General features: G+C 60.7%; 19 protein-coding genes. 13 read left to right on the top strand and 6 right to left on the bottom strand.

What is annotated here, in order from left to right; translation table 11 throughout:
- The 4 genes from AC0V6U_RS09880 (at position 1) to AC0V6U_RS09865 (ending at position 6,715) form a co-directional block, all read left to right on the top strand.
- A complete protein-coding gene (locus tag AC0V6U_RS09880) occupies positions 1 to 1,896 on the top strand; it encodes a hydantoinase B/oxoprolinase family protein (protein ID WP_472643002.1) in 1,896 nt (631 codons plus the stop codon).
- Positions 1,893 to 3,092, top strand: coding sequence for a CaiB/BaiF CoA transferase family protein (locus AC0V6U_RS09875; RefSeq protein ID WP_472643001.1), 1,200 nt, complete (start codon positions 1,893 to 1,895; stop codon positions 3,090 to 3,092). The genes AC0V6U_RS09880 and AC0V6U_RS09875 overlap by 4 nt, the downstream gene beginning before the upstream one ends.
- Positions 3,093 to 3,198: 106 nt before the next feature.
- The gene (locus AC0V6U_RS09870; protein ID WP_472643000.1) at positions 3,199 to 4,503 is read left to right on the top strand and encodes a FecR family protein; all 1,305 of its coding nucleotides are present in this window, start codon (positions 3,199 to 3,201) and stop codon (positions 4,501 to 4,503) included.
- A gap of 31 nt (positions 4,504 to 4,534) precedes the next feature.
- Positions 4,535 to 6,715 carry a CHASE2 domain-containing protein gene (locus AC0V6U_RS09865; protein WP_472642999.1) on the top strand — a complete coding sequence of 727 codons (2,181 nt, stop codon included), beginning with the start codon at positions 4,535 to 4,537 and terminating at the stop codon, positions 6,713 to 6,715.
- Here AC0V6U_RS09865 and AC0V6U_RS09860 read toward each other — a convergent pair.
- Both AC0V6U_RS09860 and AC0V6U_RS09855 read right to left on the bottom strand, forming a co-directional pair.
- The gene (locus AC0V6U_RS09860; RefSeq protein WP_472642998.1) at positions 6,712 to 7,233 is read right to left on the bottom strand and encodes a hypothetical protein; all 522 of its coding nucleotides are present in this window, start codon (positions 7,231 to 7,233) and stop codon (positions 6,712 to 6,714) included. The two genes, AC0V6U_RS09865 and AC0V6U_RS09860, sit on opposite strands and share 4 nt — an antisense overlap.
- Positions 7,234 to 7,236: 3 nt before the next feature.
- A complete protein-coding gene (locus AC0V6U_RS09855; protein WP_472642997.1) occupies positions 7,237 to 7,941 on the bottom strand; it encodes a response regulator transcription factor in 705 nt (234 codons plus the stop codon).
- A 204-nt stretch (positions 7,942 to 8,145) separates the two neighbouring features.
- Here AC0V6U_RS09855 and phhA point away from each other — a divergent pair, with 204 nt between their 5' ends.
- From phhA to AC0V6U_RS09825, 6 genes are all read left to right on the top strand, one after another.
- Positions 8,146 to 8,973 carry a phenylalanine 4-monooxygenase gene (gene phhA / locus AC0V6U_RS09850; RefSeq protein ID WP_472642996.1) on the top strand — a complete coding sequence of 276 codons (828 nt, stop codon included), beginning with the start codon at positions 8,146 to 8,148 and terminating at the stop codon, positions 8,971 to 8,973.
- Positions 8,970 to 9,917: a tryptophan 2,3-dioxygenase gene (locus tag AC0V6U_RS09845; protein WP_472642995.1), complete on the top strand. Its 948-nt coding sequence runs from the start codon at positions 8,970 to 8,972 to the stop codon at positions 9,915 to 9,917. The genes phhA and AC0V6U_RS09845 overlap by 4 nt, the downstream gene beginning before the upstream one ends.
- Positions 9,914 to 10,552: an arylformamidase gene (kynB, locus tag AC0V6U_RS09840; protein WP_472642994.1), complete on the top strand. Its 639-nt coding sequence runs from the start codon at positions 9,914 to 9,916 to the stop codon at positions 10,550 to 10,552. Before AC0V6U_RS09845 ends, kynB begins: the two co-directional genes overlap by 4 nt.
- Positions 10,549 to 11,784 (top strand): kynureninase, encoded by a 1,236-nt coding sequence (gene kynU, locus AC0V6U_RS09835; protein ID WP_472642993.1) that lies wholly within the window; start codon positions 10,549 to 10,551, stop codon positions 11,782 to 11,784. The genes kynB and kynU overlap by 4 nt, the downstream gene beginning before the upstream one ends.
- A 197-nt stretch (positions 11,785 to 11,981) precedes the next feature.
- A complete protein-coding gene (gene yaaA / locus AC0V6U_RS09830) occupies positions 11,982 to 12,767 on the top strand; it encodes a peroxide stress protein YaaA (RefSeq protein WP_472642992.1) in 786 nt (261 codons plus the stop codon).
- Positions 12,768 to 12,934: 167 nt separating this feature from the next.
- Positions 12,935 to 14,071, top strand: coding sequence for a hypothetical protein (locus AC0V6U_RS09825; protein WP_472642991.1), 1,137 nt, complete (start codon positions 12,935 to 12,937; stop codon positions 14,069 to 14,071).
- On the opposite strand, the gene AC0V6U_RS09820 is transcribed toward AC0V6U_RS09825, so the two are convergent.
- On the bottom strand, positions 14,068 to 15,720 hold the full coding sequence (locus AC0V6U_RS09820) for an acyl-CoA dehydrogenase family protein (protein WP_472642990.1): 1,653 nt from the start codon (positions 15,718 to 15,720) through the stop codon (positions 14,068 to 14,070). The genes AC0V6U_RS09825 and AC0V6U_RS09820 overlap by 4 nt on opposite strands.
- A gap of 184 nt (positions 15,721 to 15,904) precedes the next feature.
- Here AC0V6U_RS09820 and AC0V6U_RS09815 point away from each other — a divergent pair, with 184 nt between their 5' ends.
- From AC0V6U_RS09815 to AC0V6U_RS09805, 3 genes are read left to right on the top strand one after another with little or no spacing between them, the layout of a single operon-like run.
- Positions 15,905 to 16,402, top strand: a complete 498-nt coding sequence (locus AC0V6U_RS09815) for a cupin domain-containing protein (protein WP_472642989.1) — start codon at positions 15,905 to 15,907, stop codon at positions 16,400 to 16,402.
- 6 nt (positions 16,403 to 16,408) lie between these two features.
- Positions 16,409 to 18,259: a DUF5060 domain-containing protein gene (locus tag AC0V6U_RS09810; protein WP_472642988.1), complete on the top strand. Its 1,851-nt coding sequence runs from the start codon at positions 16,409 to 16,411 to the stop codon at positions 18,257 to 18,259.
- A gap of 22 nt (positions 18,260 to 18,281) precedes the next feature.
- Positions 18,282 to 19,631: a GntP family permease gene (locus AC0V6U_RS09805; protein ID WP_472642987.1), complete on the top strand. Its 1,350-nt coding sequence runs from the start codon at positions 18,282 to 18,284 to the stop codon at positions 19,629 to 19,631.
- Here AC0V6U_RS09805 and AC0V6U_RS09800 read toward each other — a convergent pair.
- Genes AC0V6U_RS09800 through AC0V6U_RS09790 form a run of 3 tightly spaced genes read right to left on the bottom strand, consistent with a single transcriptional unit; the run spans position 19,620 to position 22,656 of the window.
- Complete coding sequence (locus tag AC0V6U_RS09800) at positions 19,620 to 20,111, bottom strand: gluconokinase (protein ID WP_472642986.1); 492 nt, start codon at positions 20,109 to 20,111, stop codon at positions 19,620 to 19,622. The genes AC0V6U_RS09805 and AC0V6U_RS09800 overlap by 12 nt on opposite strands.
- An 18-nt stretch (positions 20,112 to 20,129) precedes the next feature.
- A complete protein-coding gene (locus tag AC0V6U_RS09795) occupies positions 20,130 to 20,945 on the bottom strand; it encodes a putative glycoside hydrolase (protein WP_472642985.1) in 816 nt (271 codons plus the stop codon).
- Between the two features lie 4 nt (positions 20,946 to 20,949).
- Positions 20,950 to 22,656, bottom strand: coding sequence for a glycoside hydrolase family 3 protein (locus AC0V6U_RS09790; protein WP_472642984.1), 1,707 nt, complete (start codon positions 22,654 to 22,656; stop codon positions 20,950 to 20,952).
- Positions 22,657 to 22,774: the final 118 nt, after the last annotated feature.

Below are 22,774 nucleotides of genomic sequence, written 5' to 3'. Positions count from 1 at the left end.
ATGCCTGCACAAATCATTCAATCGAACACCACCCCGTTTGAAAAACTCGATATCGATCCGGTTACGCTCGACATTATCGAGAACGCTTTGCGCAATGCGCGGATCGAGATGGATGCGACGCTGGTGCGTACCGCCATGTCGCCCGGCATTCGCGAGCAAGGCGACGCCTTTCCGCTGATCGCTGCGCCCAGCGGCGAGATGATCGTCGGCCAATTCGGCAGCTATATCGGCCCGTTCCTAGAAGGGTATGACGGCACGGTTGAGGAAGGCGATATGATCTTCCTCTCCGACCCATACTCCGTTGGCGGCGCGATCAGCCACTCCAACGACTGGCTGGTTCTGCTGCCAGTGTTCAAGGACGGCCGCTTGGTCGCCTACACCTCAATGTTCGGCCACCAGTCTGACATTGGCGGCATGGTGCCCGGCTCTATGCCGATCGGCGCGACCTCGATCTTTCAAGAAGGCGTGCGTATTCCTCCGGTAAAGATCTGGAAGAACGGCGAATACAACGAAGACCTGATGAAGCTGGTGATGCACCAGACGCGCACGCCGGATTGGTGTCAGGCCGATCTCAATGCGCTGATCGCCAGTTGCCGGGTCGCCTCAAACCGCGTGATCGAAATGTGCGAGCGGTTCGGCGATGATGTCTATTACTCTGCCACCAAAGAGCTGCTGGCGCGCAACCACCGCGCTATGAAGGCGCTCATTTCTCAGGCGATCCCGACCGAGAAGGCGAGCTTTGAGGATTACATTTGCGATGATGGCAAGGGCTATGGCCCTTACAAGATCAAATGCACGATGTGGCGTGAGGGTGATAAGGTCATTCTCGACTTTGACGGCACCGATCCGCAATCCGCCGCCTCGATCAACTTCTTCCTCAATGAGAATATGTTCAAGATGTTCTTCGGCATCTACATGATCATGGTGTTTGACCCGCAGATCCTGTTCAACGACGGGTTCTACGATTTGATCGAGGTCCGCATTCCAGAGGGATCTTTACTGAAGCCGCATTTCCCCGCCGCTCTTTCTGGGCGCACCCATGCTCTGGGCCGGATCTTCGACATTCTCGGCGGTCTGCTGGGTCAGGGTACGCCAGAATTCCTCAACGCTGCTGGCTTCAGCTCTTCGCCGCACCTGTTCTATTCCGGTTGGGACAACCGAGAGGGCAAAGATCGCGATTGGTTCCAGCTGTTCCAGATCGGCTTTGGCGGGATTCCGGGACGGCCTCTGGGCGATGGTCCCGATGGGCATTCGCTGTGGCCGGGCTTCACCAATGTGCCGAACGAGTTTCTGGAGCGCTATTTCCCGCTGCGGATTGAACGCTATGCGACCGAGCCAGACAGCGGCGGAGCGGGCCTGCACCGCGGCGGCAATGGCATCCACATGACGTACCGTTTCCTCGCCGATGGTGAGATCGCAATCCATGATGACCGCTGGTTCGTGCCGCCGTGGGGCGTGAATGGCGGGCATCCGGGAATGCGCGCGAAGAAAGTGCTCGAACGCGCGGATGGTTCTACGGAAATCGTTGGTAACAAGATCGAGGACGTATCCGTCAAAGAAGGCGAATTGCTGCACTTCATTACCTGGGGCGGCGGCGGCTGGGGTGACCCGCTGGAGCGTGATCCTGAGCTGGTGGGTCTCGAAATCCGTCAGGGCCTCGTCACGCCTGAAGGCGCGGCCAATTATGGCGTTGTGGCCGATGGCGAGGGCGTGGTCGACACCGCTGCGACCGAAGCTTTGCGCGGCAAAATGCGGGCCGAACGCGGCGAGCTATCGCTGTTCGACTACGGTCCTGGAATCGAGACTCTGCGCGCCAATTGCGAGAGCGAAACCGGCCTGCCAGCGCCGATCCGACCGGTGTGGCATGATCAGGACGTTGCTGAGGCGGCCGAATGACGGAGCCGCAAAACAATGGCGCGCTTGCCGGACTGCGCGTGGTCGAAATGGGGCAGCTGCTGGCTGGCCCATTTTGCGGCCAATTGCTCGGCGATATGGGCGCGGATGTCATTAAAATCGAGGCGCCGGGCAAAGGCGATCCGATGCGCGTCTGGGGCCTGGGCGAGGAAAAGGTGCAATGGGAGGTCATTGCCCGCAATAAACGTTCTGTGACCTGCAATTTGCGCGTGCCAGAAGGCCAGGCGATCGCGGCTGAGCTGATCAAGAAAGCCGATGTGCTGGTTGAGAATTTCAAGCCCGGAACGCTTGAGAAATGGGGCCTTTCGCCCGAAGAGCTACACAAGCACAATCCCGGCCTGATCATCGCGCGCATGTCTGGCTATGGCCAGACCGGGCCCTATTCAAAGCGCGCCGGATTTGGCGGCATTGGCGAGGCGATGGGCGGCTGGCGCTATATAGTGGGTGAGCCGGACCGCGCGCCATCACGTATGGGCGTCTCGATTGGCGACACTCTGTGCGCGACTTACGGCACCATGGGTGTGCTCGCCGCGCTGCATCACCGCGAGAAAACCGGAGAGGGTCAGGTTATCGACACCGCTCTCTATGAGGCGGTGCTACAAGTCATGGAAGGGCTGGTCCCCGAATATGATTACAATGGCGTGATCCGTGAGCGCTCTGGGTCGATCCTGCCCGGTATTGCCCCCTCGAATGTCTATTCCTGCAAGGATGGCCCATTCATGATCGGCGGCAATAACGACGCGATCTTCGCTCGGCTAGCGCAGGCGATGGGCCAGCCGGAGCTTGCCGAAAGCCCGAAATACGCGACCCATTTGGCGCGGGGTGAAAACCAGACAGAGCTCGACAATCTGATCAATAAGTGGACGGCCACTCTGACCATGGACGAGGTTGATGCGCTGATGATCGAATATTCGATCCCAGCGGGCCGGGTCTACACCGCGAAAGACATGCTGGAGGATCCGCATTTCAAGGAGCGCGAGGCGATCATTGAGGTGGAAACCGAGGGACGCGGCAAGCTCAAGATGCAAAACGCCTTCCCGCGCTTTTCCAAATCGCAATCGGGTTTTCGCAAGTCGGCGCCAACCCATCCGGGACAGCACAATGCGGAAATTTTCGGCGAGCTGCTGGGCTGGGACGAGCAGGAATTGGCCAAACATCAAGCTGAGGGCTTTGTTTAAGGCGCGCCTCTGCAGCTCTGAAAACATGTAAAATTTGATTGCGGCAAGCCAATACTGGTTTCGCGGCCCTCCAAGGTGTTATACCTAAAGCATCGGAGGATTTTGCATGAAGCAAGCTGCGCTGAAAATATTGATTGCGGGGGCGTTTTTCGCCTCAGCGACGACCCAAGCCGTTGCCGCGCCCGAGGGCGAGATCCGCTATGTCGTGAAGCCGTCGGACACTTTGTACGAGCTAACCAAGCGCTATCTGGTGAACCCAGCCGCACTGGAGCGGGTGCGCCGCGCCAATGGGGTGCGCAACCCGCGCCTGATGCAGGTCGGCCAGACCCTCAAAATACCGCGCAGCCTGCTGAAATATCGCCCGGTGCCGCTAACCCTGCAGAGCTTTTCAGGCAGCGTCAGCCTGACCGCGCGCGGCCGCAATGTGACGCCCCGCGTTGGCTTGTCTGTGCGTGAAGGCGCAGAGATCACCACCCGCGCAAACAGCTTTGCCGCGTTTTCCGGCGACGGCAATTCGCGCTTGTCGATCCCCTCCAATTCGCGCGTGCGCATCATCGATGCGCGACGCTATCTCATCAACGGCCAGATCGATGTTCAAATAAGAGTTCTAAAGGGCCGGAGCGAAGTCGTCGCGCCCAAGGTGAACGGTCAGGGCCGTTATCGAATTGGCACGCCTCTATCTGTGACGGCAGTGCGCGGCACCGAATTCCGCGTCGGGTTTGAGCCGGATGGGGAGGTCAGCCTGACCGAAGTTCTTGAAGGCGAGGTTGCGGTGAGCGCGGGCGAAAGCGAAGCGGCGACCGCTGCTGGTTTCGGTGTTGCCTCGGCCAAGGATCAATTGGGCGCGCAGGAGCGGCTGCTTACTGCACCAGAGCTGGTCGATCCGGGCCGCATCCAAACTGCCGAAATGGTAGAGTTTGCGATCAATGAGCTGAGCGGGGCGGCGGGCTACCGAACGCAAATCGCCAAGGATGCTGGCTTTGTCGAGACAGTGACGGAGCGGATCAGCGATGCGCCACTTGCCAGTTTCGACGGCCTCGAAGATGGCCGGTATTTCGTACGCTCCCGCGCGATCTCCGCCTCAGGGCTGGAGGGTCTGTCGCGGACATTCTCTTTCCGCCGCAAGCGTGCCGGTGTGGAGGGCGGGGTTGAGCCATCGCCATTCGACGATGCGTTCAAATTCGCTTGGCGCACGCAGGGCAGCGAAGACAGCCTAAGCGCCTTCCAGCTGTGGAATGCAAAGACGCCAGGCCAATTGCTGGTCGATGAAGTCGCGCTCGAAAATTCTGCCATCATCATCTCCAACCTAGAAAGCGGAGATTATCGTTGGCGCGTCGCGACCTTCGAAATTGACGAAGGCGACGTCATCAAAGTGTGGAGCCCGACGCAAGAGCTGTCCGTAACCGAGTGAGTCAGCCCTTGCCGCACAATCGAGCGTCCGCATGAAGAATTTCCGTCTGTTCGGCGAATGGCTGCTGCTGTTTGGCGCGACCATTGTGCTCGTGCTGACCGCATGGCAGCAGGAATGGACGCACCGGATCGACTACAGCCTGCTCGATTTTGCCTCGCAATACCGCATGGCAGAGCCATCGGACGAGATCGTCATTGTCGAAATTGATGACCGCGCTTTGTCAGAGATTGGCAATTGGCCGTGGGACCGGGCGCGCCATGCCGAGCTGATCGATCAATTGTCGACTTATGGCCCGAAGCTGACCGTGGTCGATATTCTGTTTGTCGACCCGACCCAGCCAGAAAGCGATGCGCAATTGAGCCGCTCTGTGGCGGAGGCTGGCAATGTGATCCTGGCCCATGCCTTTGCGCGGCCATTGGGTGCATCTAACGACCCGGTTCCGGTTTTTCCCATCCCTGAGCTGGCCAATGCAGCGCAGGATGTGGGGCATGTGTCCGTTGGCGCCGATAGCGACGGCGTGGTCCGCCGCTTCGCGCTCGAATTCGAAGCGAGCGGCCAGCAATATGACCATCTGACCAAGGTCGCCGCGCTGAGTGCAGATGCGGAAACTGTGGAATTGCCGCAGGACACCGCTGAGCCGATTGTGCCTATGCACCCCTATGGCTCATTCGTCAGCTATTCGGCGGGCGATGTGGTCGCTGGCCAGGCGTCTCGCGAGTTTCTGTCTGGCAAAATCGTGCTGATCGGATCGACCGCGCAAGGGCTCGGGGACCGTTACACCGTTGCAGATCATGCCGGGCGGATCATGAGCGGGGTCGAAATGCAGGCGAACCTCTTAAGCGCGATCCTGCAAAATGAGCTGATCGCGGACCTTGACGATTGGATCGTTGGTGCTGCTTTGGTCGCGGCGATTGCGCTGCTGTTTCTCACCTTCTGGCAATTCCCACCCGTGTGGGGATTGCGATTATCGCTTGCGCTGATCGCGGCACTGGTGGCGCTATCCACCGCGCTGGTGGTGTCGGGCCATTGGATGCCTGTGTTCCCCGCGATCCTAGGCGTGGTGGTGGCCTATCCGCTGTGGGGCTGGCGGCGGCTTAGCGCGGTCAGCCGGTTCCTAGAGGTTGAAGCGCAGGCACTGATGCCGCGCGCGGGCAAAGAGGTCGCCGATGGCAGCTCCGGCTTTGACACGGTCGCGCGTCAGGTTTCCTTGATGCGCAATCTGATCGGAGCCACGCGTGAGCGGCTGGCGTTCCTACGCAAGACGCTGTCCGCCTCACCCGACCCGATGATGGTGTTCGATGCAGAGGACCGCGCGATCCTGATGAACGAACAGGCGATGGTCATGTTTGGCGAGGAGAGCGATTGGTCGGGGCTGACGCTGTTCCAATTGCTCGCCGAAAACCGCGCGCAGTTCGACACCAAGATGGAAGAGATAACATCCGCGGATGGCCGCGAGTTTCTGGTCGCATCCTCTGAGGTGGAGATCGACGAGCAGATCAAGATCATCACCATGCGCGACATCACTAAGATCCGCGAAAGCGAGCAGCAGCGCCGCGAAATGCTGGAGTTTCTGTCGCACGATATGCGCTCTCCGCAGGCGGCAATCGTCGGTCTGGTTGGAGCGGCGGGTAAAAACCTGCCCGAACAGGAGCGCATGGAGCGAATTGAGAGCCAAGCGCGCCGCACGCTCAAGCTGACCGATGATTTCGTGCAGATCGCCCGGCTGGAATATGAAGGCATTGAGCCGATTGAGACCGATATTGGCGCTTTGCTGCACGAGGCCACCGATCGGGCCTATCCGCTCGCAAAACGCAAGCATATCAAGCTGGAGACCAGCCTGCCGATGGAGCCGGTGTTCTGCATGGTGGAAGCCTATTCGCTCTCGCGCGCGATCGACAATCTGATCGGCAACGCGCTCAAGTTCTCGTCCAAAGGCGAAACCGTCAAAGTCGCCTTGAAGGGCGGCGAGAACAGCGCGCCGGTGATCGAGGTTGTCGACGAAGGCCCCGGCCTGCCGCCTGAACGCGTGAGCAATCCGTTTGCTCGCTTTGGCGCGCGCACCAAAGGCGCAGGGCCCAGCGCGGGCTTAGGTCTGGCTTATGTGAAAAAGGTCGTCGACGAACACGAGGCAGAGATCAGGGTACGCACCAAATCGGATGGCGGCACCTCGTTTGAGATCATTCTAAACTGTGAGCAGATGATCAGCGATTAATTGCTGGCGAGCTCGCTCACCAGAATTTCCGCGAACTCATCCATCGGTGGCTCTTTGCCTTCGCAAATGGTGCCTTGTGCTTTGCTCTGCTGCACCGGCCTGCCGCTCGCACGGTCGAATAAGGCAAGGCTCGCTACCACTGTCACTGCTTCGCACAGGTCGAGCAACCGTGCTTTGCGAGGCTCAGTAACAGGGCGCGGCGGCTCTTTGTTCTCTCCAGCCTCACTGGCGAACACGCCGAGGCTCGCTGCTCGCTGAGACAGGGCCAACTCGGCCACGACATCCGCGTCCTCCGCGACGGTAATACCTTTGGCGGCCAGGCTTTGCTTGAGGGCTGAATGCAGCGCCAACAGCTGCACCTGATCCTTGTCCGGTTTCAGCAGATGGACCGATTGCGCGCTGGGAGCCGCACCCGTGCTGGAGCTGATCTGCGGCGGCATGGTCACCGCGCAAGCGGTGGCTAGGCTGCAAGATGCCGCTAGGATTGCGCTGCTGAGGAACCGTTGATTGCGGATCATATCTCACTCTTCATCGGACGGCTCATCATTATACGCATCCATCCGATATCCAAATCCAAAAACGGTGCTGATCACAAAGCCATTGGCAGGCTCCAGCTTCAGCTTGGCGCGAAGCCGCGAGATGTGAACATCGACCGTGCGCGTTTCGAGGTCGGCATTGCCGCCCCAAACCTTGGATAGCAGATAGCCGCGTGAAAGTGGCCGGTCAAAGTTCTGGAAGAACAGATCGATCAAATCGAACTCGCGCGAGGTCACTTGCACATCTTCGCCGTCAACGGTGATCGCTTTCGCTTTGCGGTCGAGCGAATATTTGCCGTAACTCGCGTGGACGTCGGGCTTTGAGGTTTCGTTGCGGCGCGCGGCTGCTTCCATACGCGCTTTGATCACTTCGTCGGATTCCGGCTTGATAATGTAATCTACCGCGCCCGCTTCCAGGCCGTGAACCACGTCTTCTTTCGCCGCGCGGCTGGTCATCACGATAAACGGCGGCGGCGTGTCCATATTCTCAGACGCCCAGCTGACCACCTCTGGCCCGGTCATGCCCGGCATGTTCCAATCGAGCAGCACTATGTCATACGTCTCGCGTTGCAGCGCCCGTTGCAGCGCGGACCCATCGAGGAATGTCTCCACCTCATGTCCGGCCCCCACCACGATGGCAGAAACCTGTTCGAGCAGTTCCTTTTCGTCATCTGCTAGAGCCACGCGCATATGCCAGTTCCCCTCTCAAACTATTGGCTTCAATGACTTGCTATCACACGATTTGCGTAATCCATAGGCCTTGTGATGATTGGAGGCGGCTGAGCGCAGGGCAGTCTCCGCCCGAAACCCCGTTTCTGCCGGTTTCGGGGTAAACGCACTGAGATTGGTTTCTTGGCCGGAACGGCTTATTGAAGGGTCATGGAACAGCTTCGCATGACTGAAAAACCGCCACAGGGCGCGGCGGATGATTGGACCATTCCGCAGGATTGGGCGCAGTTTTCTGAGCAGGATCACGCGCGCTGGCGCGATCTCGTCACCCGGCAATCGGCCGGGTTGCAGGGGCTGGCGTCTGCGGCTTTCCTGGATGGGCTCGCGGCCCTGCAGCTCGCCGAAAATGGCATTCCGGACTACGCCGAGTTCAACCCGCGTTTTCTCGCGGCGACTGGATGGCAAGCGGTTGCTGTCCCCGGCGTGATCCCGACAGATGTGTTCTTTAAGCACTTGTCGCAGCGCCGTTTTCCGGTTTCAAACTTTCTGCGCCAGCATTCCTCGCTCGATTACAATGATGAGCCGGACATGTTTCACGATGTCTTTGGCCATTTGCCAATGTTCGTCGACCGTACCTTTGGCGATTTCATGGCTGCCTATGGCCGCGCGGGACTACGCGCGAAAAACAAGGGCGTGTCTGATCTGCTTGGCCGACTCTATCTGCACACGGTCGAATTTGGCCTGATCCATGAGGGCGCCGGAGTGAAAGCTTACGGCGCGGGTCTGCTCTCCAGCTATGCCGAGACGGTGCATGCGGTTAGCGGCGACAGCGCGCGGCGGTTGCGGTTCAATCTGCCGCGTATGATGCGCACGGATTATCGGTTTGACACGTTTCAGCCGACTTATTTTGTGATTGAGAGCTTTGCAGCCCTGCTCGAAGAAATGGAGACGACCAGCCTTGGCGCCGTCTATGACGAGCTGAAGGATCTGAAAGTCCTAGCGCCCGGCAAAGGCGATCCGAGCGATATTGAGTTTAAGGTGGGCGGGGAATGAGCGACAAGAAACCAAGCGGCGAGCTGCCTGAAGGCTCGCCGATCACGCGCCGGATCGAGGACGGCGTGGAGACCTTCGAAGCGGTGATCCAAGGCGAGACGATCCAGTGGGACAAGGGCCTCACCTACGGCCGCCATTTGCAAACCGATCAATTGCTTAGCAGCCAGATCCCGGTCTCGGACAAGCCCGACGAAATGCTGTTCATCATCATGCATCAGACCATGGAGCTGTGGATCAAGCTAATGCTGCATGAGGTGCGCGAGGCGATTGCTGCCTTGCGCGCAGACGAGCTGGGCAGGGCGGGTAAGACGCTCGACCGGACGGCCACCATCATGCGCCATATGATCCACAGTTGGGAGGTGCTGGCGACGCTGAGCCCGCATGATTTCCTGACCTTTCGCGGATTCCTGCGAAAGGCATCGGGTTTCCAATCGCACCAATATCGCGAGCTGGAATTCCTGCTGGGCCTGAAACGCCCGGACCTCATTTTGGTCCACCATGACAATGGCGAGGCGACAGAGCAGCTGACGCAGGTTCTACAAGAACCCTCGCTCTATGACGAAGTGCTAGCGGCACTGGCGCGCGGCGGGCTCGATATCCCTGCGCGTAAGCTAAAGCGCGACTGGAGCGAGCCCTATGAGCCCAGCGATGCGGTCGAAGACGCATGGCTCGCGATCTACACCAATCCTGATCAGCATTGGGAGCTTTACACGCTTGGCGAGAAGGTCACGGCGCTCGAATATTACTTCCAGGAATGGCGTTTCAAGCACATGAAAACTGTCTCGCGTGTGATCGGACACAAGCACGGGACCGGCGGTTCATCTGGCGTCAATTACCTCGTGAAAGCGCTCGATCTCAATTTCTTCCCAGAGCTGTGGTCGATGCGCACCCGCATGAACGCGCCCAAAGAAGGCGGCGATTATTCACAGTGTCCCGTTTCATGAGCGCGCCCCGGATCTGGGACATTTCCCAGCGTATTCATGCGGGTATCCCGCTGTGGCCGGGCGAGCCGCCGGTTGTGATCAAGCGCAATGTCGAAATCGGGCCAGATTGCCCGGTCAATATCGGGGAACTGTCGCTGCCGCTGCACACTGGCACGCATGGCGATGCGCCGCTGCATTATGACCCGGCTGGCATTGCGAGCGATGAATGCGATCTTGAGCCCTATCTTGGCCTCTGCCTAGTAATCGACGCGCGCCATGCCGTTGGCAGCGTGCAGGAGGGCGATCTCGACTGGCAGACAATTGCAGGCGAAAGCCGCGTGATTATTCGCACTTATGAGCGCTTTCCGCATAAAGTCTGGGATTCCAATTTCACCGCGGTTGATGCGCGCGTGATTGCGCGATTGCGTGAGGGCGGTGTGCGCCTGATCGGCACTGACGCGCCGTCGCTTGACCCGGAAACATCCAAGACGATGGACGCCCATCACGAAGTGTGCGCGGGCGATATGCGGATTTTGGAAGGCCTGGTGCTCGATGATGTGCCGCCCGGCCAATATGAGCTGATCGCATTGCCACTGGCGATTGCCGGGGCCGATGCAAGCCCGGTGCGCGCGATTTTAAGGGAGCTGGCGGCATGACATCATTGGCAGACCAAGTGGCAGCGCTCGATGCGAATGATCCTTTGCGCGAGTTTCGTGATCGATTCCAGCTGCGCGATGGGCTGATTTACCTCGATGGCAACTCGCTTGGTGCTCTGCCCAAGGCGACGATGGCGGCCATGCAGGATGCGGTTGGCGAGCAATGGGGCGAGGGCCTTATCACCTCATGGTTGGGCGCGGATTGGGTGAATTCGCCGCGCCGGATTGGCGATAAGATTGCCGCCTTGATCGGCGCAAATCCGGGCGAAGTGATTGCTGCGGACAGCACGTCGGTGAATATCTTCAAGGCTTTGGGTGCGGCGTTGTCCTTGCAGTCAGGGCGCTCGCTGATCCTGACTGAGGAAGGCAATTTCCCGACCGACCATTACATGATGCAGGGGCTGGAGCGGCTCAGCGGGGGCACAGTGCGCTCGCTCGCGGTGCCTGCGAGCGACGTGCTTGGCCGCTTGGATGACGACGTTGCCGTCCTGCTGCTGACGCAGGTGCATTATAAGACCGGCGCAATGCGCGACATGGCGGCGGTCAACGCGGCTGCGCATGAGCACGGCGTTCTGGTGATCTGGGATCTTAGCCATTCGACCGGCGCGATTGAGGTTGATCTCAACGGCTCGGGCGCGGATTTCGCGATTGGCTGCGGTTATAAGTTCCTCAACGGCGGGCCGGGCGCGCCCGCTTACATGTATGTCGCGCAGCGTCACCAGCACGCCGATGCAGTGCTGGCCGGATGGTTTGGCCACGCGCGCCCCTTCGCCTTTGAAGAGCAATATGATGCGGCGAGCGGGATCGAGCGCTTTCTGTGCGGCACCCCGCCAGTGCTGGGAATGGTCGCATTAGAGGCGGGTGTGGACCTGATCGCGAAGGCGGATATGGGCGATGTGCGGGCGAAATCGGTGAAGCTGGCAGAGCTCTTGATCGCGCAGATGCAGCCGCTGTGCGCGCAATATGGCTTTGAGTTGGTGAGCCCGCAAAACCGAGCGGAAAGCGGCAGCCACGTCTCTTTCGCGCATCCCAACGCCTATGCGATCGCGCAGGCCCTAAAGACCCGCGATGTGATCGGCGATTTCCGCGCGCCAGATGTGCTGCGTCTGGGCCTGACCCCGCTGTATTTGCGCTATGCAGACATTGTCGAGGCGGTCCAGCGGCTCAGCGAGATTTGCGAGACGCGCAGCTGGGACAGGCCAGAGTTCCACGCCATGTCAGCGGTGACATAAACCGCGCTTCGACCCCGGCGCGCAGCCAATTAAGCGAAGCAATCGATCTGTGTGGCCGCAATTTTGCCGATGATTGCCGCGCATCACCGCTTGCCATCAGCCGTTTAAAGCTGTTTCATCCTCCCCATATTCCACACGCATTCCAGCCTTTGTTTGCGCGCATTCCCGCCGCCAGTGCTGATAGGACATGACGACCGATGATCACCTTGCTTTCGCCTGCCAAGAAGCTGAACTTTGATCCGCTGGAGACTAGCCTAGAGATCACGCAGCCGCGCCTGGCCAAGGACACGCGCGAGATTGCTGGCGTTGCAAAGCAGCAATCCGCCGCCGATCTCAAACGCTTGATGCACATCTCGGACAAGCTGGCTGAGCTTAATGAAGAGCGCTTTCGCGTGTTCGATCTGGAGGGGCGCAGCAATTCCGCCAAACCAGCGGGTTTGACTTTTGACGGCGATGTCTATTGGGGGCTGGAGGCGAGCAGCATGGATGAGACTTCGCTCAGCTATGCTCAGGAGCATTTGCGTATTCTTTCCGGCCTATATGGTCTGCTCCGTCCGATGGATGTTATCCAGCCATATCGCCTGGAAATGGGCACGAAGATGGCCAATGATCGCGGCAAGTCGCTGTATGATTTCTGGGGCAGCCGGATCGCCGAAACGCTGAAAAGCGATCTGGCGGATCATGGCGATCAGACGGTCGTCAATCTGGCGTCGAACGAATACTTCAAAGCCGTCGATCAGAGCGCGCTGGATGCGCCGGTGCTCACCGCGAGCTTCCTCAACGTGAAGGATGGTGAGGCGCGGCGGCTCATGTATCACGTCAAATTCGCGCGCGGGCTCATGGCGCGCTGGATCATGGACAATCGGATCGACCGGGCGGAGGGTCTGAAGGACTTCAACGCGGAAGGTTATGCCTATGATGCGGCGGCCTCCAGCGAGAGCGAGCTGGTGTTCACGCGCAAGCAGCCGCCAGTGAAGAAATAGCGCGTAGCACACGGGCAATGCGGGCAATTTTGGCATTGCGCACTCTCATGATAGGCTGACACCATCACACGAATTTTGCGCAGGTTTGGGGCATGCGCAAAGCCAGATGGAGCCTTAGCCTATGCGCCTCATAATTGCTTGCCCACTTGCCCTGTTTGCCGCCGCGCTTGGAACGTCGATCAGCGCGCCTAGCCGCCTTGGCCAATCCCGCTGCGGTCGCCCCGGCCGGTTGGGAACGCTCCGAAAGCCGCGGGCTGATTGTCTATCGCTCTCCCTCCGGCCGGGAGGTGATGGTGTTCCGCGTAGTGGCAGGCGTGACTGACCCCGCCGCCGCTCTCGCTGACCTTGCGACGACCATGACCAATGGCGCGGATCAAATCACTGTCTCCTCGCCCAGCAGCGCCGGATCGCTGGCGGTGCATGATGTGGAGTACAGCAAACGCGGCGCGGAGATGCGGGGCAAGGTCATCGGCGTGCGCCAGAGCAATGGCGAGTTTCTAACTGTCACGCATCTGGCCCCTAAAACAGAGCCGGGTTTGAGCGCGCGCATGACGGCGAGCGTCCAGAAAATGGCGGCGCTTTCTGGCGGCAGTGGCTCGGCCAGCGCCGCAACCGCTGCTGGATCGCCCGCGCAGTCTCGGCCAGCCGCAACGCCAGTTTCTGCGCCAAAGGGGCGCGGGCCAGAGGTTGCCTCTGTGCTGTTTGAACTAAGCTATAAATATGGGGTCGGCGGTGCGGCCTATCCGAATTACGAATTGGTGGCTCTGATGAAGAACGGCTCTGCGGCGAAGCTGGGCGGATATGCGTTGGATAGCGTTGATCTGGCGGCGATCCGGCGGCAGAAGTCAGCCAATGTCGGCACGTGGCAGCGCGCCGGAGCGAATTACCGCGTGCGTTGGGGTGACGGTGATACATCAGATCTCAAACCCACGGTCGGTCCGCCGCGCGCTTTGCCCGGTAAGAGCCAGCTGGTCGGCAGATATCAAGCGATTGGCGGCGGCGGCAATGTGGCGCTGGGCGGCGGGACCATTACGGCGCAGGTGAAGCAGTTCAATTTTCGCAATGACGGCACGTTTTCGCACAGCTCTAAAAAGACCGCTAGCTCGGGCGCTGGCGTGGGCCGCGCGAGCTCTAGCACCTCGGGTCGTTGGGATTTGTCGGGACCAAATCTGACCCTGCGATATGGCAATGGCCGGGTTGTGCGCACCACCGTGTTTTACAGCGGTTCGCGCAAAAGCAGCGCCAATTTTGGCCGCTACGGCGTGCTGTGGATCGGCGGAGAAGACTATAAGCGCGTGCGCTAGGCTTTGATGTGAGCCGCGGTGAGGCCGCGCCCGATGACATGGGCCTGGATCTCGCCAGCGCCTTCGAAAATGTTGAGAATGCGCGCATCGCACAGCACCCGGCTGATCGGATATTCCAGCGCATAGCCATTGCCTCCGTGCACTTGCAGCGCATTGTCCGCATTGGCCCAGGCAACGCGGGCGGCGAGCAGTTTCGCCATGCCCGCCTCGATATCGCAGCGCTCGCCCTGGTCCTTGTGCCGGGCGGCGGCATAGGTGAGTTCGCGCGCCATCACCGTCTCTGCCGCCATCATCGCCAGCTTGTCTGAGACGCGCGGAAAGGCGGTGAGGTTCTTGCCAAATTGCTTGCGTTCCAGCGCATAGCCAAGTGCGAGGTCGAAGGCGTTCCAAGCAACGCCAATGGCGCGGGCGGCGGTTTGAATGCGCGCGCCTTCGAAGGTGCGCATCAATTGCTTGAAGCCTTGGCCCTCTGCCCCGCCGAGCAGGCCGGTTTCAGCCACGGGAAAATCGTCAAAGCCGAGCGCATATTCCTTCATCCCGCGATAGCCGAGCACTTCGATCTCGCTGCCGTCGAGGCCTGTATCGGGGAAAGGCTCCGCGTCCGTGCCCCGCGCCTTGTGCGCGAGCAGCATGGAAAGCCCGCCATAGCCGGGTTCGTCGGGGTTTGTGCGGCAAAGGACCGTCATCAGGTCAGCGCGCGCGGCATGGGTGATCCAGGTTTTCGCCCCGTGAATGCGCCAGCTTCCATCTGCCTGCTGGGCCGCGCGGGTGCGAACGGAGGCGAGGTCTGATCCAGTGTCAGGCTCTGTGAAAACGGCGGTTGGCAAGATGCTGCCGTCGGCGATTTTCGGCAGCAGCTCCGCCTTTTGCGAGTCTGTGCCATTCTCTCCGATCAGCTCGCCCGCAATTTCTGACCTTGTGCCAAGCGATCCCGCACAGATCCAGCCGCGCGAAAGCTCTTCAGAGACAAGCGACATCGCCAGTTTGCCGAGGCCTAGCCCGCCATATTCCTCGGCAATGCACACGCCAAAGACGCCGAGTTCCGCCATCTCGTCGATGACCTCCAGCGGGATCAGATCATCGGCCAAATGCCAGGCGTGGGCATGCGGCGTGATCCGGTCAGCGGTGAAGGCGCGAAATTGTGTGCGGATCATGTCGAGCGTTTCATCGCCGAGCCCCTCATAGGGACGCTCGCCTTGGCTCAATCGCCCGGTCAGTTCAGCGCGGGTCTCCACCGTGCTGCCTTGCGCAATCAGCTGAGCGATGGCGGGATCGGCCGCGAAGGCCAGCGCCGCATCCTCCAGAGCAAATTCACACGGACGGATCACTTCATTGGCGCTCATTACAATCCCGCTCGCCAATTGCGCGCAATATTCGCCGAAGCCTATCCGTAGGACTAGCTCGTCGACGGTCTGGAACGCACCCGCACTTTGCGCAGATTTCGCCCACTCAGCGGTCGCCTCCAGCGCCTCAATTGTGGTGGCTATCCAGGCAAAGCCGTGGGTCAGGCGCTGCTCGCGCTCGGCCAATGCGGCATCGACCCGGCCGCTCGGCGCAATCACGCTGGCGGTCTTGTCTGCGACCGCTGCGCTGTAGGCGCGCGCTACCTGCGCGGCTTCTTCAGCCAAGGAAACCCAGTCCATCGTCATTCGGCCAATCCCATTTGCCCCGTCCCCGCCTCTTATGCGCGCTAGCCAATGTGCTAGTCGAAGCGGCCCTGTAAGTCAGCCAGTGAATTGTGGATGCGCCCCAGATGTTTGGCTGCGCGCAGCAGGTGATCTTGCGCGCACTGATTGACAACGTTATCAGTATTCTCAAATTGAGGAGGGATTGATGAAATTTCACGCAGCAATGCTCGGCTTGGCGGCTTGCGCTCTAACCGCTTGCGGCGGCCCGCAGGCCAGCGAGCCGGATGCCGAGGCTCCGGCGGCAGCGGATGGACCCGCATTGGCCACCGCCGTTTTGACCAGCGAAACCGCCAAATCCACTGAAGAGGAATGGGGCACCTTTGCCGAATTCTTCGCCGGGACGACGGCGGGCACGCGCGACCTGTTGTCTGGCACCGCGACGATCAAGCCGGGCCTCGAAATTCATCCCCCGCATCGCCACGCCGAGGAGGAATTCCTGATGGTGCTGGAGGGGCAGGGCGAATGGACCGTGGGTGAGGAGGTCTTCACCGCGAACAAGGGTGATATGCTCTACGCCGCGCCGTGGGATGTGCACGGGGTGAAGAACACCGGCGATACGCCGCTGACCTTCGTGTTCTGGAAATGGAATTCCAACGGGCTGCCAACGCCGCCAGATCCGCTGGAGGCGGCAGGCGAAGAATAGGTGAGAATGCGCAGCACTTGGGCCGCATGCGCTGCCGCACTCGCGGCGGGCCTACTGGTGCTGTCTGGCTGCGCTGTGCCGTCGCCGCTTGGAAATGCACCTGTTGTCTCTGCTGAGCCGGAAGCGCTCAATGTGTATCAGCAATGGCAGCCAGTGACGCTGGATTTTACCGGGCCTCAGCTGAGCGAGACCGGCGCGCTTAACCCGTTCACAGACACACGCCTGCTGGTCACCTACACCAAGGGCACACGCGCAGTTTCGACGCGCGGGTTCTTCGCCGCCGATGGCAATGCGGGCGAGACGGGCGCGAATAGCGGGAACGTCTGGCGCGCGCGGTTTATGCCGGATGAGCCGGGCGAATGGCAATATTACGCCCGGCTGGAGCAGGGGCCGGATATCGCATTGAAGTCTGCGGCGCAGGCTACGCCTAAAAGCGTGGGCGAATGGCAAGGAAAGTTTGCTGTAGCGCCGCCAGAGCGGGATGCGACGGGATTCTATGCCGCCGGAAAACTCGCCCAAGATGGCCAGTATTTCCGCACCGCGCAAACCGGGAAGACTTGGCTAAAGGGCGGGGCGAACAGCCCGGAAAACCTGCTAGCCTTCGCCGACTTCGATGGCACTTACCGCATGTCTGACAATGCCCGCGACGGCGAGGCGGATGCGGGCGGAGAGATTCACACTTTCGCTCCGCATGTGCGCGACTGGCGCGAGGGCGACCCGACTTGGCAGGGCGGCAAAGGCAAAGGCCTGATCGGGGCGATAAACTACCTCGCCGATCAGGGCATGAACGCGGTCTATTTCCTGACCTACAATGTTGAGGGCGACGGCAAGGACGTGTGGCCGTGGGCCTCACCCGACGACCCAACACGGTTCGATGTCAGCAAGCTGGCGCAATGGGAGACAGTGTTTGCGCACATGCAGGCGCGCGGGGTTGCGCTGCATATTGTGCTGCAAGAAACCGAGAACGAACTGCTGCTGGATGGCGGTGACACGGGGCCATTGCGGCAGCTTTATTTTAATGAGCTGATCGCGCGATTTGCGCATCACCCGGCGCTGTTTTGGAACCTGGGCGAGGAAAATGGCCCGGTGCATTGGCGGCCCGAGGGGCAAACCGACGCGCAGCGCAAGGCGATGGCGGAGCATTTTGCCGCGAACGATCCCTATGAGCATCCCGTCCTGCTCCACACCCATTCAGAAGGCGCGGATAAGGACGCGATCCTGACGCCGCTGCTTGGCGAACGACCCTTAAGCGGTCTGTCGTTTCAGGTGAGCGAGCGCGAGACGGTGAATGCTGAAATGCGCAAATGGATCGCGGCCTCGCGCGCGGCGGGCCGTCCGTGGGCGATCACTATGGACGAGATCGGCAAATGGCAGGTCGGGGCGCGGGCGGACAAGGATGATCCGACGCATGACAGCCTGCGGCGGCATGCACTGTGGGGCACTTTGCTGGGCGGCGGTGCGGGCGTTGAATGGTATTTCGGCGCGCATCAGGACGGCAATGATCTGACCACAGAGGATTGGCGCAGCCGCGCTGAGCTGTGGCGGCAGACGCGAGTGGCGCTCGATTTCTTTGAAGAGAACCTTGAGTATTGGGCGATGCGGCCGTGCGCGGGCGAGGCCTATTGCCTGACTGACGCAGAGGGCAACTATGCGATCTATTGGAGCGATGCGACGCCTAAGCCGGATGCGGACACGGTGAAGCCGGGCGCTTACCGTGTGCGGTGGTTCGATCCGATTGCGGGACAGTTAGGGGCTGCGCAGAACGCAGAACTCACTGGATCAGATGAGCTTCAAGCTCTCGCCGAGGCATCTGGCATCGGAGACCGGGTGTTCTTGCTCGGCCGAGCTGAGCAATGATGCGCGGGAAGGCGATTAAAGCATGAGCGATTTTGTAGCATTTCTGGCCGAATGGCGGCCCTTAATCGCAACGGCTATTGGTGTTGCTGGATTACTGATCCTGATCTTGGTGCGGCGGGTGAACGCCTTTGCAGCGCTGCTCGTCGCGGCTTTGGCAACCGGTCTGATGGCGGGCCTTGCGCCGGACGCCGTGATCGAGGCGGTGCAAAACGGTTTTGCAGGTGTGCTCGGTTTCATCGCCGTGATCGTGGGACTGGGCGCATTGCTGGGCGTCTATCTTGAGGCAAGCGGCGGCGCAGCAGCGCTCGCGCGCTCGCTCATCGGCAATCGCCCTGCCGGGCCTGCGGGCATTGCGATGGGCTTTGTCGGACTGGTGATCGCGATCCCGGTGTTCTTCGATGTAGGCCTGATCCTGCTGTTCCCGCTGGTGCAAGCGCTGGCAATGCGGGCGGGCAAACCGGCGTTGTTCTTCGGATTGCCGCTGCTCGCTGGACTGGCGACTGCGCATGCCTTCATCCCGCCAACGCCCGGCCCGGTTGCCGTGGCGGAGATCCTTTCGGCTGATCTAGGATTGGTGATCATCTGCGGACTAGCGGCGGGCATTCCAGCCATGCTGATCGCGGGGCCGTATTATGCGCGCTTTGCCGATGCACGCGGCTGGCTGCCGATGAGCGATGCTGGGGACGGGGCTGAAGAAGAGAGCGCCGCGAACACGGGCCTTGCGATGCGTGCGGCCTTGGTTGTGGCGCTGCCGATTGCGCTGATCGTGGCCGCTGCGCTCGCCGGTCAGTTTGGCATTGATAGCTCGATCCTGGCTTTCCTCGGCCACCCGTTCACCGCGCTCTTGATCGGCTGCGCAGCCGCCGCCTTGGCGCTAAGCGCGGATGATGAGGCGGGTGCCGTGCGGCTCAAAGACGGGCTGTCGCGCGCGTTTGAACCGACCGCCGTGATCCTGCTGGTGACCGGGGCAGGCGGCGCCTTCAAACAGGTCTTGGTCGATACAGGCGCTGGCAAGATGCTGGCAGAGAGCTTTGCGGGCCTCGGCATTGGCCCGATTGTCGCAGGTTTCGTGCTCGCGGCGATTGTGCGGGTGGCGCAGGGCTCAGCGACGGTTGCGATGCTGACGGCGGCGGGACTGTGCGCACCATTGGCACTGGCCGCCGGGCTGGAGGGCTGGGATCTCGCGCGCATGGTGATCGCCATCGCCGCCGGGGCCAGCGTGGTCAGCCATGTGAACGACAGCGGCTTCTGGCTGGTGTCGCGCTATTTCAGGCTCACCGAGCGCGAGACGTTGAGGACGTGGACGGTTGCCTCGACGCTGGTGGGTCTTGTCGGCTTTGCGATGGTGCTCGCGCTGGGCCTAGTGCTCTAGAGCGGTGGCGATTTGCTGGACAATTGCGCTGACGGGTTGTTCCGCGTCGACGCGGATCGCGCCCGCTGGAGTTTCGAGCGCTTCAAGCTGGCTGTCGAGCAGGCTGACCGGCATGAAGTGACCCTGGCGGCTTGTCATTCTCGCGGCCAATGTATCACGCGGCGCATCAAGCAAAACGAAGCAGGTTTCGCGGCCTGGGACCGCTCTTAGTCGATCCTGAACATACCGGGTCAGTGCCGAGCATGCGAGCACCACCAGCGGCTCTTCGCGCTCAGCAATCGCGCCGAGCATAGCATCAATCCAGCCCGCGCGGTCGCCATCGGTTAGCGGTTCGCCAGCTGTCATCTTGGCGCGGTTTGCAGGCGGATGGAAATCGTCACCCTCCAGCATTGGGGCCGCCATCGCCTTCGCCAATGCGCCCGCAATCCGCGATTTGCCGCAGCCGCTTGGCCCCATGATGATGACGAGGCGAGCGGTCATGTCACAGCGCGGCTTGGCTCAAAATTCGCAAGTTCGGGTCGCGTCAATATCTGGCTCCAGCCGGATGTCTGACAGGCCGATCGACGCCGGGCCATCAGAGCGAATGATCATGCCGGTGCTCAGCGCCCCGAGGTCAGCGCCAAGGTCCGCAAAACAGGCCAGCGACAAGCGCACTTCGCGCCATTCGCTCGACGTCACATTCACCGGCAAGCCTTGGCCGCAGGTGCTGTCGTCAACACAGCCCATGGCGACCCGCAGGCTAGCGGGCGCAGTGCCCGTGTTGCGCACGAAGAAGGCAAGCTCCATCGCGCCGTTTGACTGGCGCGTGAAGTCGACAGGAGCGTTTGTACCGATGCGAACATAAGGCTTTGCAGAGGCCCAGGTGATCTTCAGGGAATCCTCCTGCGCCAAGCGATCAAGCCCGGTGAAGGACAATGCGCCGCCGTCCCAGACGCTGGAATTGAGGCGCGTCTGTTGGCCGCCCACGATTCCATAGAGCGACCACGGATTGGGCGCGCGTCCGCCAGCATACAGAACATCGCCAACCGCAGAGCCGCTGGTGTTGATGCCCGAACGCTCAGACAGCTGCGCGAGATTGCCATTGCTGGCATAGGACAGGCCATAGCCATAGGCGAACAGCGGATCATAGCCCTTATCGCCGACGTTCAGCTCCGATTGGCTCGCCAGCTTGGGCCAGGAAAACGAGAGCTTGCCGGTGAAATCATAGGCGGGATCGGTGCGGAACAAGAGGTCGCTGACCCCGGCGCCTTCGCTGCCCGGAAGCCATGCGGCGACAAAGGCATCGGAGGCGTTGATCTCTGGATTGACCCACATTGGCTTAGCCAGAAAGGAAGACCGAGACAACCGGCGTGCCCGCCGCCTGATAGCCAGCGAGCAGGTTCGTATCGAAGCTATCGACCGCAAAATCGAGATGCGGACGATCGCCTTGGAACTCGGCATAGGCATCCTCGCCGTACACCGCGATCACGACGTCGGCGGCATGATTGCCGGTGCCATCTTCGTCAAAGATCACCGTGCCGCCTGCTGCGCCAACGGCCTCTTGAATGCCGCTCAGGATCGATTGGCCATTGGGGAATTCGTCATTGGTGTGCGCGCCGCCCTGCCATGACAGGGTCCAGCCGCCGGATGCCTTGGCGATGCTGTCTGCGCCATCACCCACGACCAGAACAGTCTTGCCCGGATCAAGCGGCAGCAGCGACTCGTTATTCTTCAGCAGAACCAGCGATTTGCGAACCGCCTCGCGGGCGAGCGCGCGATGCTCTGAATTGGCCAGAAGGCTCACATCGCCAGCATCCTGCCGACTGCTCGGTGCGCCGCGATCAAACAGGCCATATTGCAGCTTCACCCGCAAAATCCGGCGAACCGCGTCGTCCAATCGCTCCATCGGAATGCGTCCCGACTTCGCATGGGCCAGCGTGCTTTCATAAAGGCCGCGCCAGCTGTCTGGCGCCATGAACATATCGATGCCGGCGTTGAACGCCTCTGGGCAATCGGTGTTGGAACAACCCGGAATTTGTCCGTGCGCGTTCCAGTCGCTCACCACGAAGCCATTGAAGTTCAGGCGGTCTTTAAGGACATCTGTGATCAGCGCCTTGTTACCCGTCATCTTGACGTTCTGCCAGCTGGAGAACGAGACCATGACGGTCTGCACCTGCGCTTTGAGCGCGGGGAGATAGCCGACGGCGTGAATATCGCGCAGCTCCTCTTCGCTAATGCTGGCATCGCCTTGATCGCGGCCATAATCGGTCGCGCCGTCGCCAATATAGTGCTTGGCCGCGGACAGGATCTTACCCGGCGCCATGAAGTCAGCCTCGCCATAGGTGCCTTGCAGGCCCTCTACGATGCGGTCGGAATAGGAAACGACGATTTCTGGGTCTTCTGAAAAGCCCTCATAGCCGCGGCCCCAATTGTCATTGCGCGGCACGGCCAAGGTTGGTGCAAAGGTCCAATCGTGGCCGGATACGACCAGCTCGCGTGCGGTTGCAGCCATGATCCGCTCAATCAGGTCAGGGTCGCGCGCCGCGCCAAGGCCGACATTGTGCGGGAAAATTGTCGCACCCAGCAGGTTGGCGTGGCCGTGGACCGCATCAATGCCCCAGATCACCGGGATAGCGACCTCAACGCCTTCAGGATCGGTCGAGGCTTCCCAATATTTGTCGGCCATTTCCAGCCAGCTGGCCGTATCGGCATAGGGCAGAGGACCAGGCGCGGAATTGCCCCCGCTCAGCACGGAGCCGAGGCGGTATTTCTTTACATCTTCTGGCGTGACAGAGGCGGAATCGGCCTGCATCGTCTGGCCGACCTTTTGCTCCAAAGTCATCTTGGCCATAATCGCATCAATGCGCGCTTCAATCGCCGGATCGAGCGGAGTGGCGGGTAGCTCAGGCCAAATCTCTGGGTTGATGACGCCTTGCGCCTTCGCCTCCTCAGTCGAGGCGACCTGAACCTGATTACCAGAGGCACAGCTAACCGCGACAAGACTAAGCCCCAGCGCGAAGGCTGGCTTCATTGATTTCAACTGCATTCCCGCTCTCCCCCGCCCGCGCTGCCTTGCGCAGGCGAATCCCTATTCGTCAATCTTGTCCTACTAGCAGCGTTTTTTGACAAGGTTGTCAATATTGGAATATCAGGGCCCTAGGAGG

This window comes from Erythrobacter sp. W36, assembly GCF_057364935.1.
The sequence above is the reverse complement of the archived record's forward strand: the minus strand, read 5'-3'. Positions and strand labels throughout refer to the sequence as shown.

Bases quoted from the DNA above. Each gene is read 5' to 3' on its own strand.
- AC0V6U_RS09880 (WP_472643002.1), top strand. From the start codon at position 1: ATGCCTGCACAAATCATTCAATCGAACACCACCCCGTTTGAAAAACTC.
- AC0V6U_RS09875 (WP_472643001.1), top strand. From the start codon at position 1,893: ATGACGGAGCCGCAAAACAATGGCGCGCTTGCCGGACTGCGCGTGGTC.
- AC0V6U_RS09870 (WP_472643000.1), top strand. From the start codon at position 3,199: ATGAAGCAAGCTGCGCTGAAAATATTGATTGCGGGGGCGTTTTTCGCC.
- AC0V6U_RS09865 (WP_472642999.1), top strand. From the start codon at position 4,535: ATGAAGAATTTCCGTCTGTTCGGCGAATGGCTGCTGCTGTTTGGCGCG.
- AC0V6U_RS09860 (WP_472642998.1), bottom strand. From the start codon at position 7,233: ATGATCCGCAATCAACGGTTCCTCAGCAGCGCAATCCTAGCGGCATCT.
- AC0V6U_RS09855 (WP_472642997.1), bottom strand. From the start codon at position 7,941: ATGCGCGTGGCTCTAGCAGATGACGAAAAGGAACTGCTCGAACAGGTT.
- phhA (WP_472642996.1), top strand. From the start codon at position 8,146: ATGACTGAAAAACCGCCACAGGGCGCGGCGGATGATTGGACCATTCCG.
- AC0V6U_RS09845 (WP_472642995.1), top strand. From the start codon at position 8,970: ATGAGCGACAAGAAACCAAGCGGCGAGCTGCCTGAAGGCTCGCCGATC.
- kynB (WP_472642994.1), top strand. From the start codon at position 9,914: ATGAGCGCGCCCCGGATCTGGGACATTTCCCAGCGTATTCATGCGGGT.
- kynU (WP_472642993.1), top strand. From the start codon at position 10,549: ATGACATCATTGGCAGACCAAGTGGCAGCGCTCGATGCGAATGATCCT.
- yaaA (WP_472642992.1), top strand. From the start codon at position 11,982: ATGATCACCTTGCTTTCGCCTGCCAAGAAGCTGAACTTTGATCCGCTG.
- AC0V6U_RS09820 (WP_472642990.1), bottom strand. From the start codon at position 15,720: ATGACGATGGACTGGGTTTCCTTGGCTGAAGAAGCCGCGCAGGTAGCG.
- AC0V6U_RS09815 (WP_472642989.1), top strand. From the start codon at position 15,905: ATGAAATTTCACGCAGCAATGCTCGGCTTGGCGGCTTGCGCTCTAACC.
- AC0V6U_RS09810 (WP_472642988.1), top strand. From the start codon at position 16,409: ATGCGCAGCACTTGGGCCGCATGCGCTGCCGCACTCGCGGCGGGCCTA.
- AC0V6U_RS09805 (WP_472642987.1), top strand. From the start codon at position 18,282: ATGAGCGATTTTGTAGCATTTCTGGCCGAATGGCGGCCCTTAATCGCA.
- AC0V6U_RS09800 (WP_472642986.1), bottom strand. From the start codon at position 20,111: ATGACCGCTCGCCTCGTCATCATCATGGGGCCAAGCGGCTGCGGCAAA.
- AC0V6U_RS09795 (WP_472642985.1), bottom strand. From the start codon at position 20,945: ATGTGGGTCAATCCAGAGATCAACGCCTCCGATGCCTTTGTCGCCGCA.
- AC0V6U_RS09790 (WP_472642984.1), bottom strand. From the start codon at position 22,656: ATGCAGTTGAAATCAATGAAGCCAGCCTTCGCGCTGGGGCTTAGTCTT.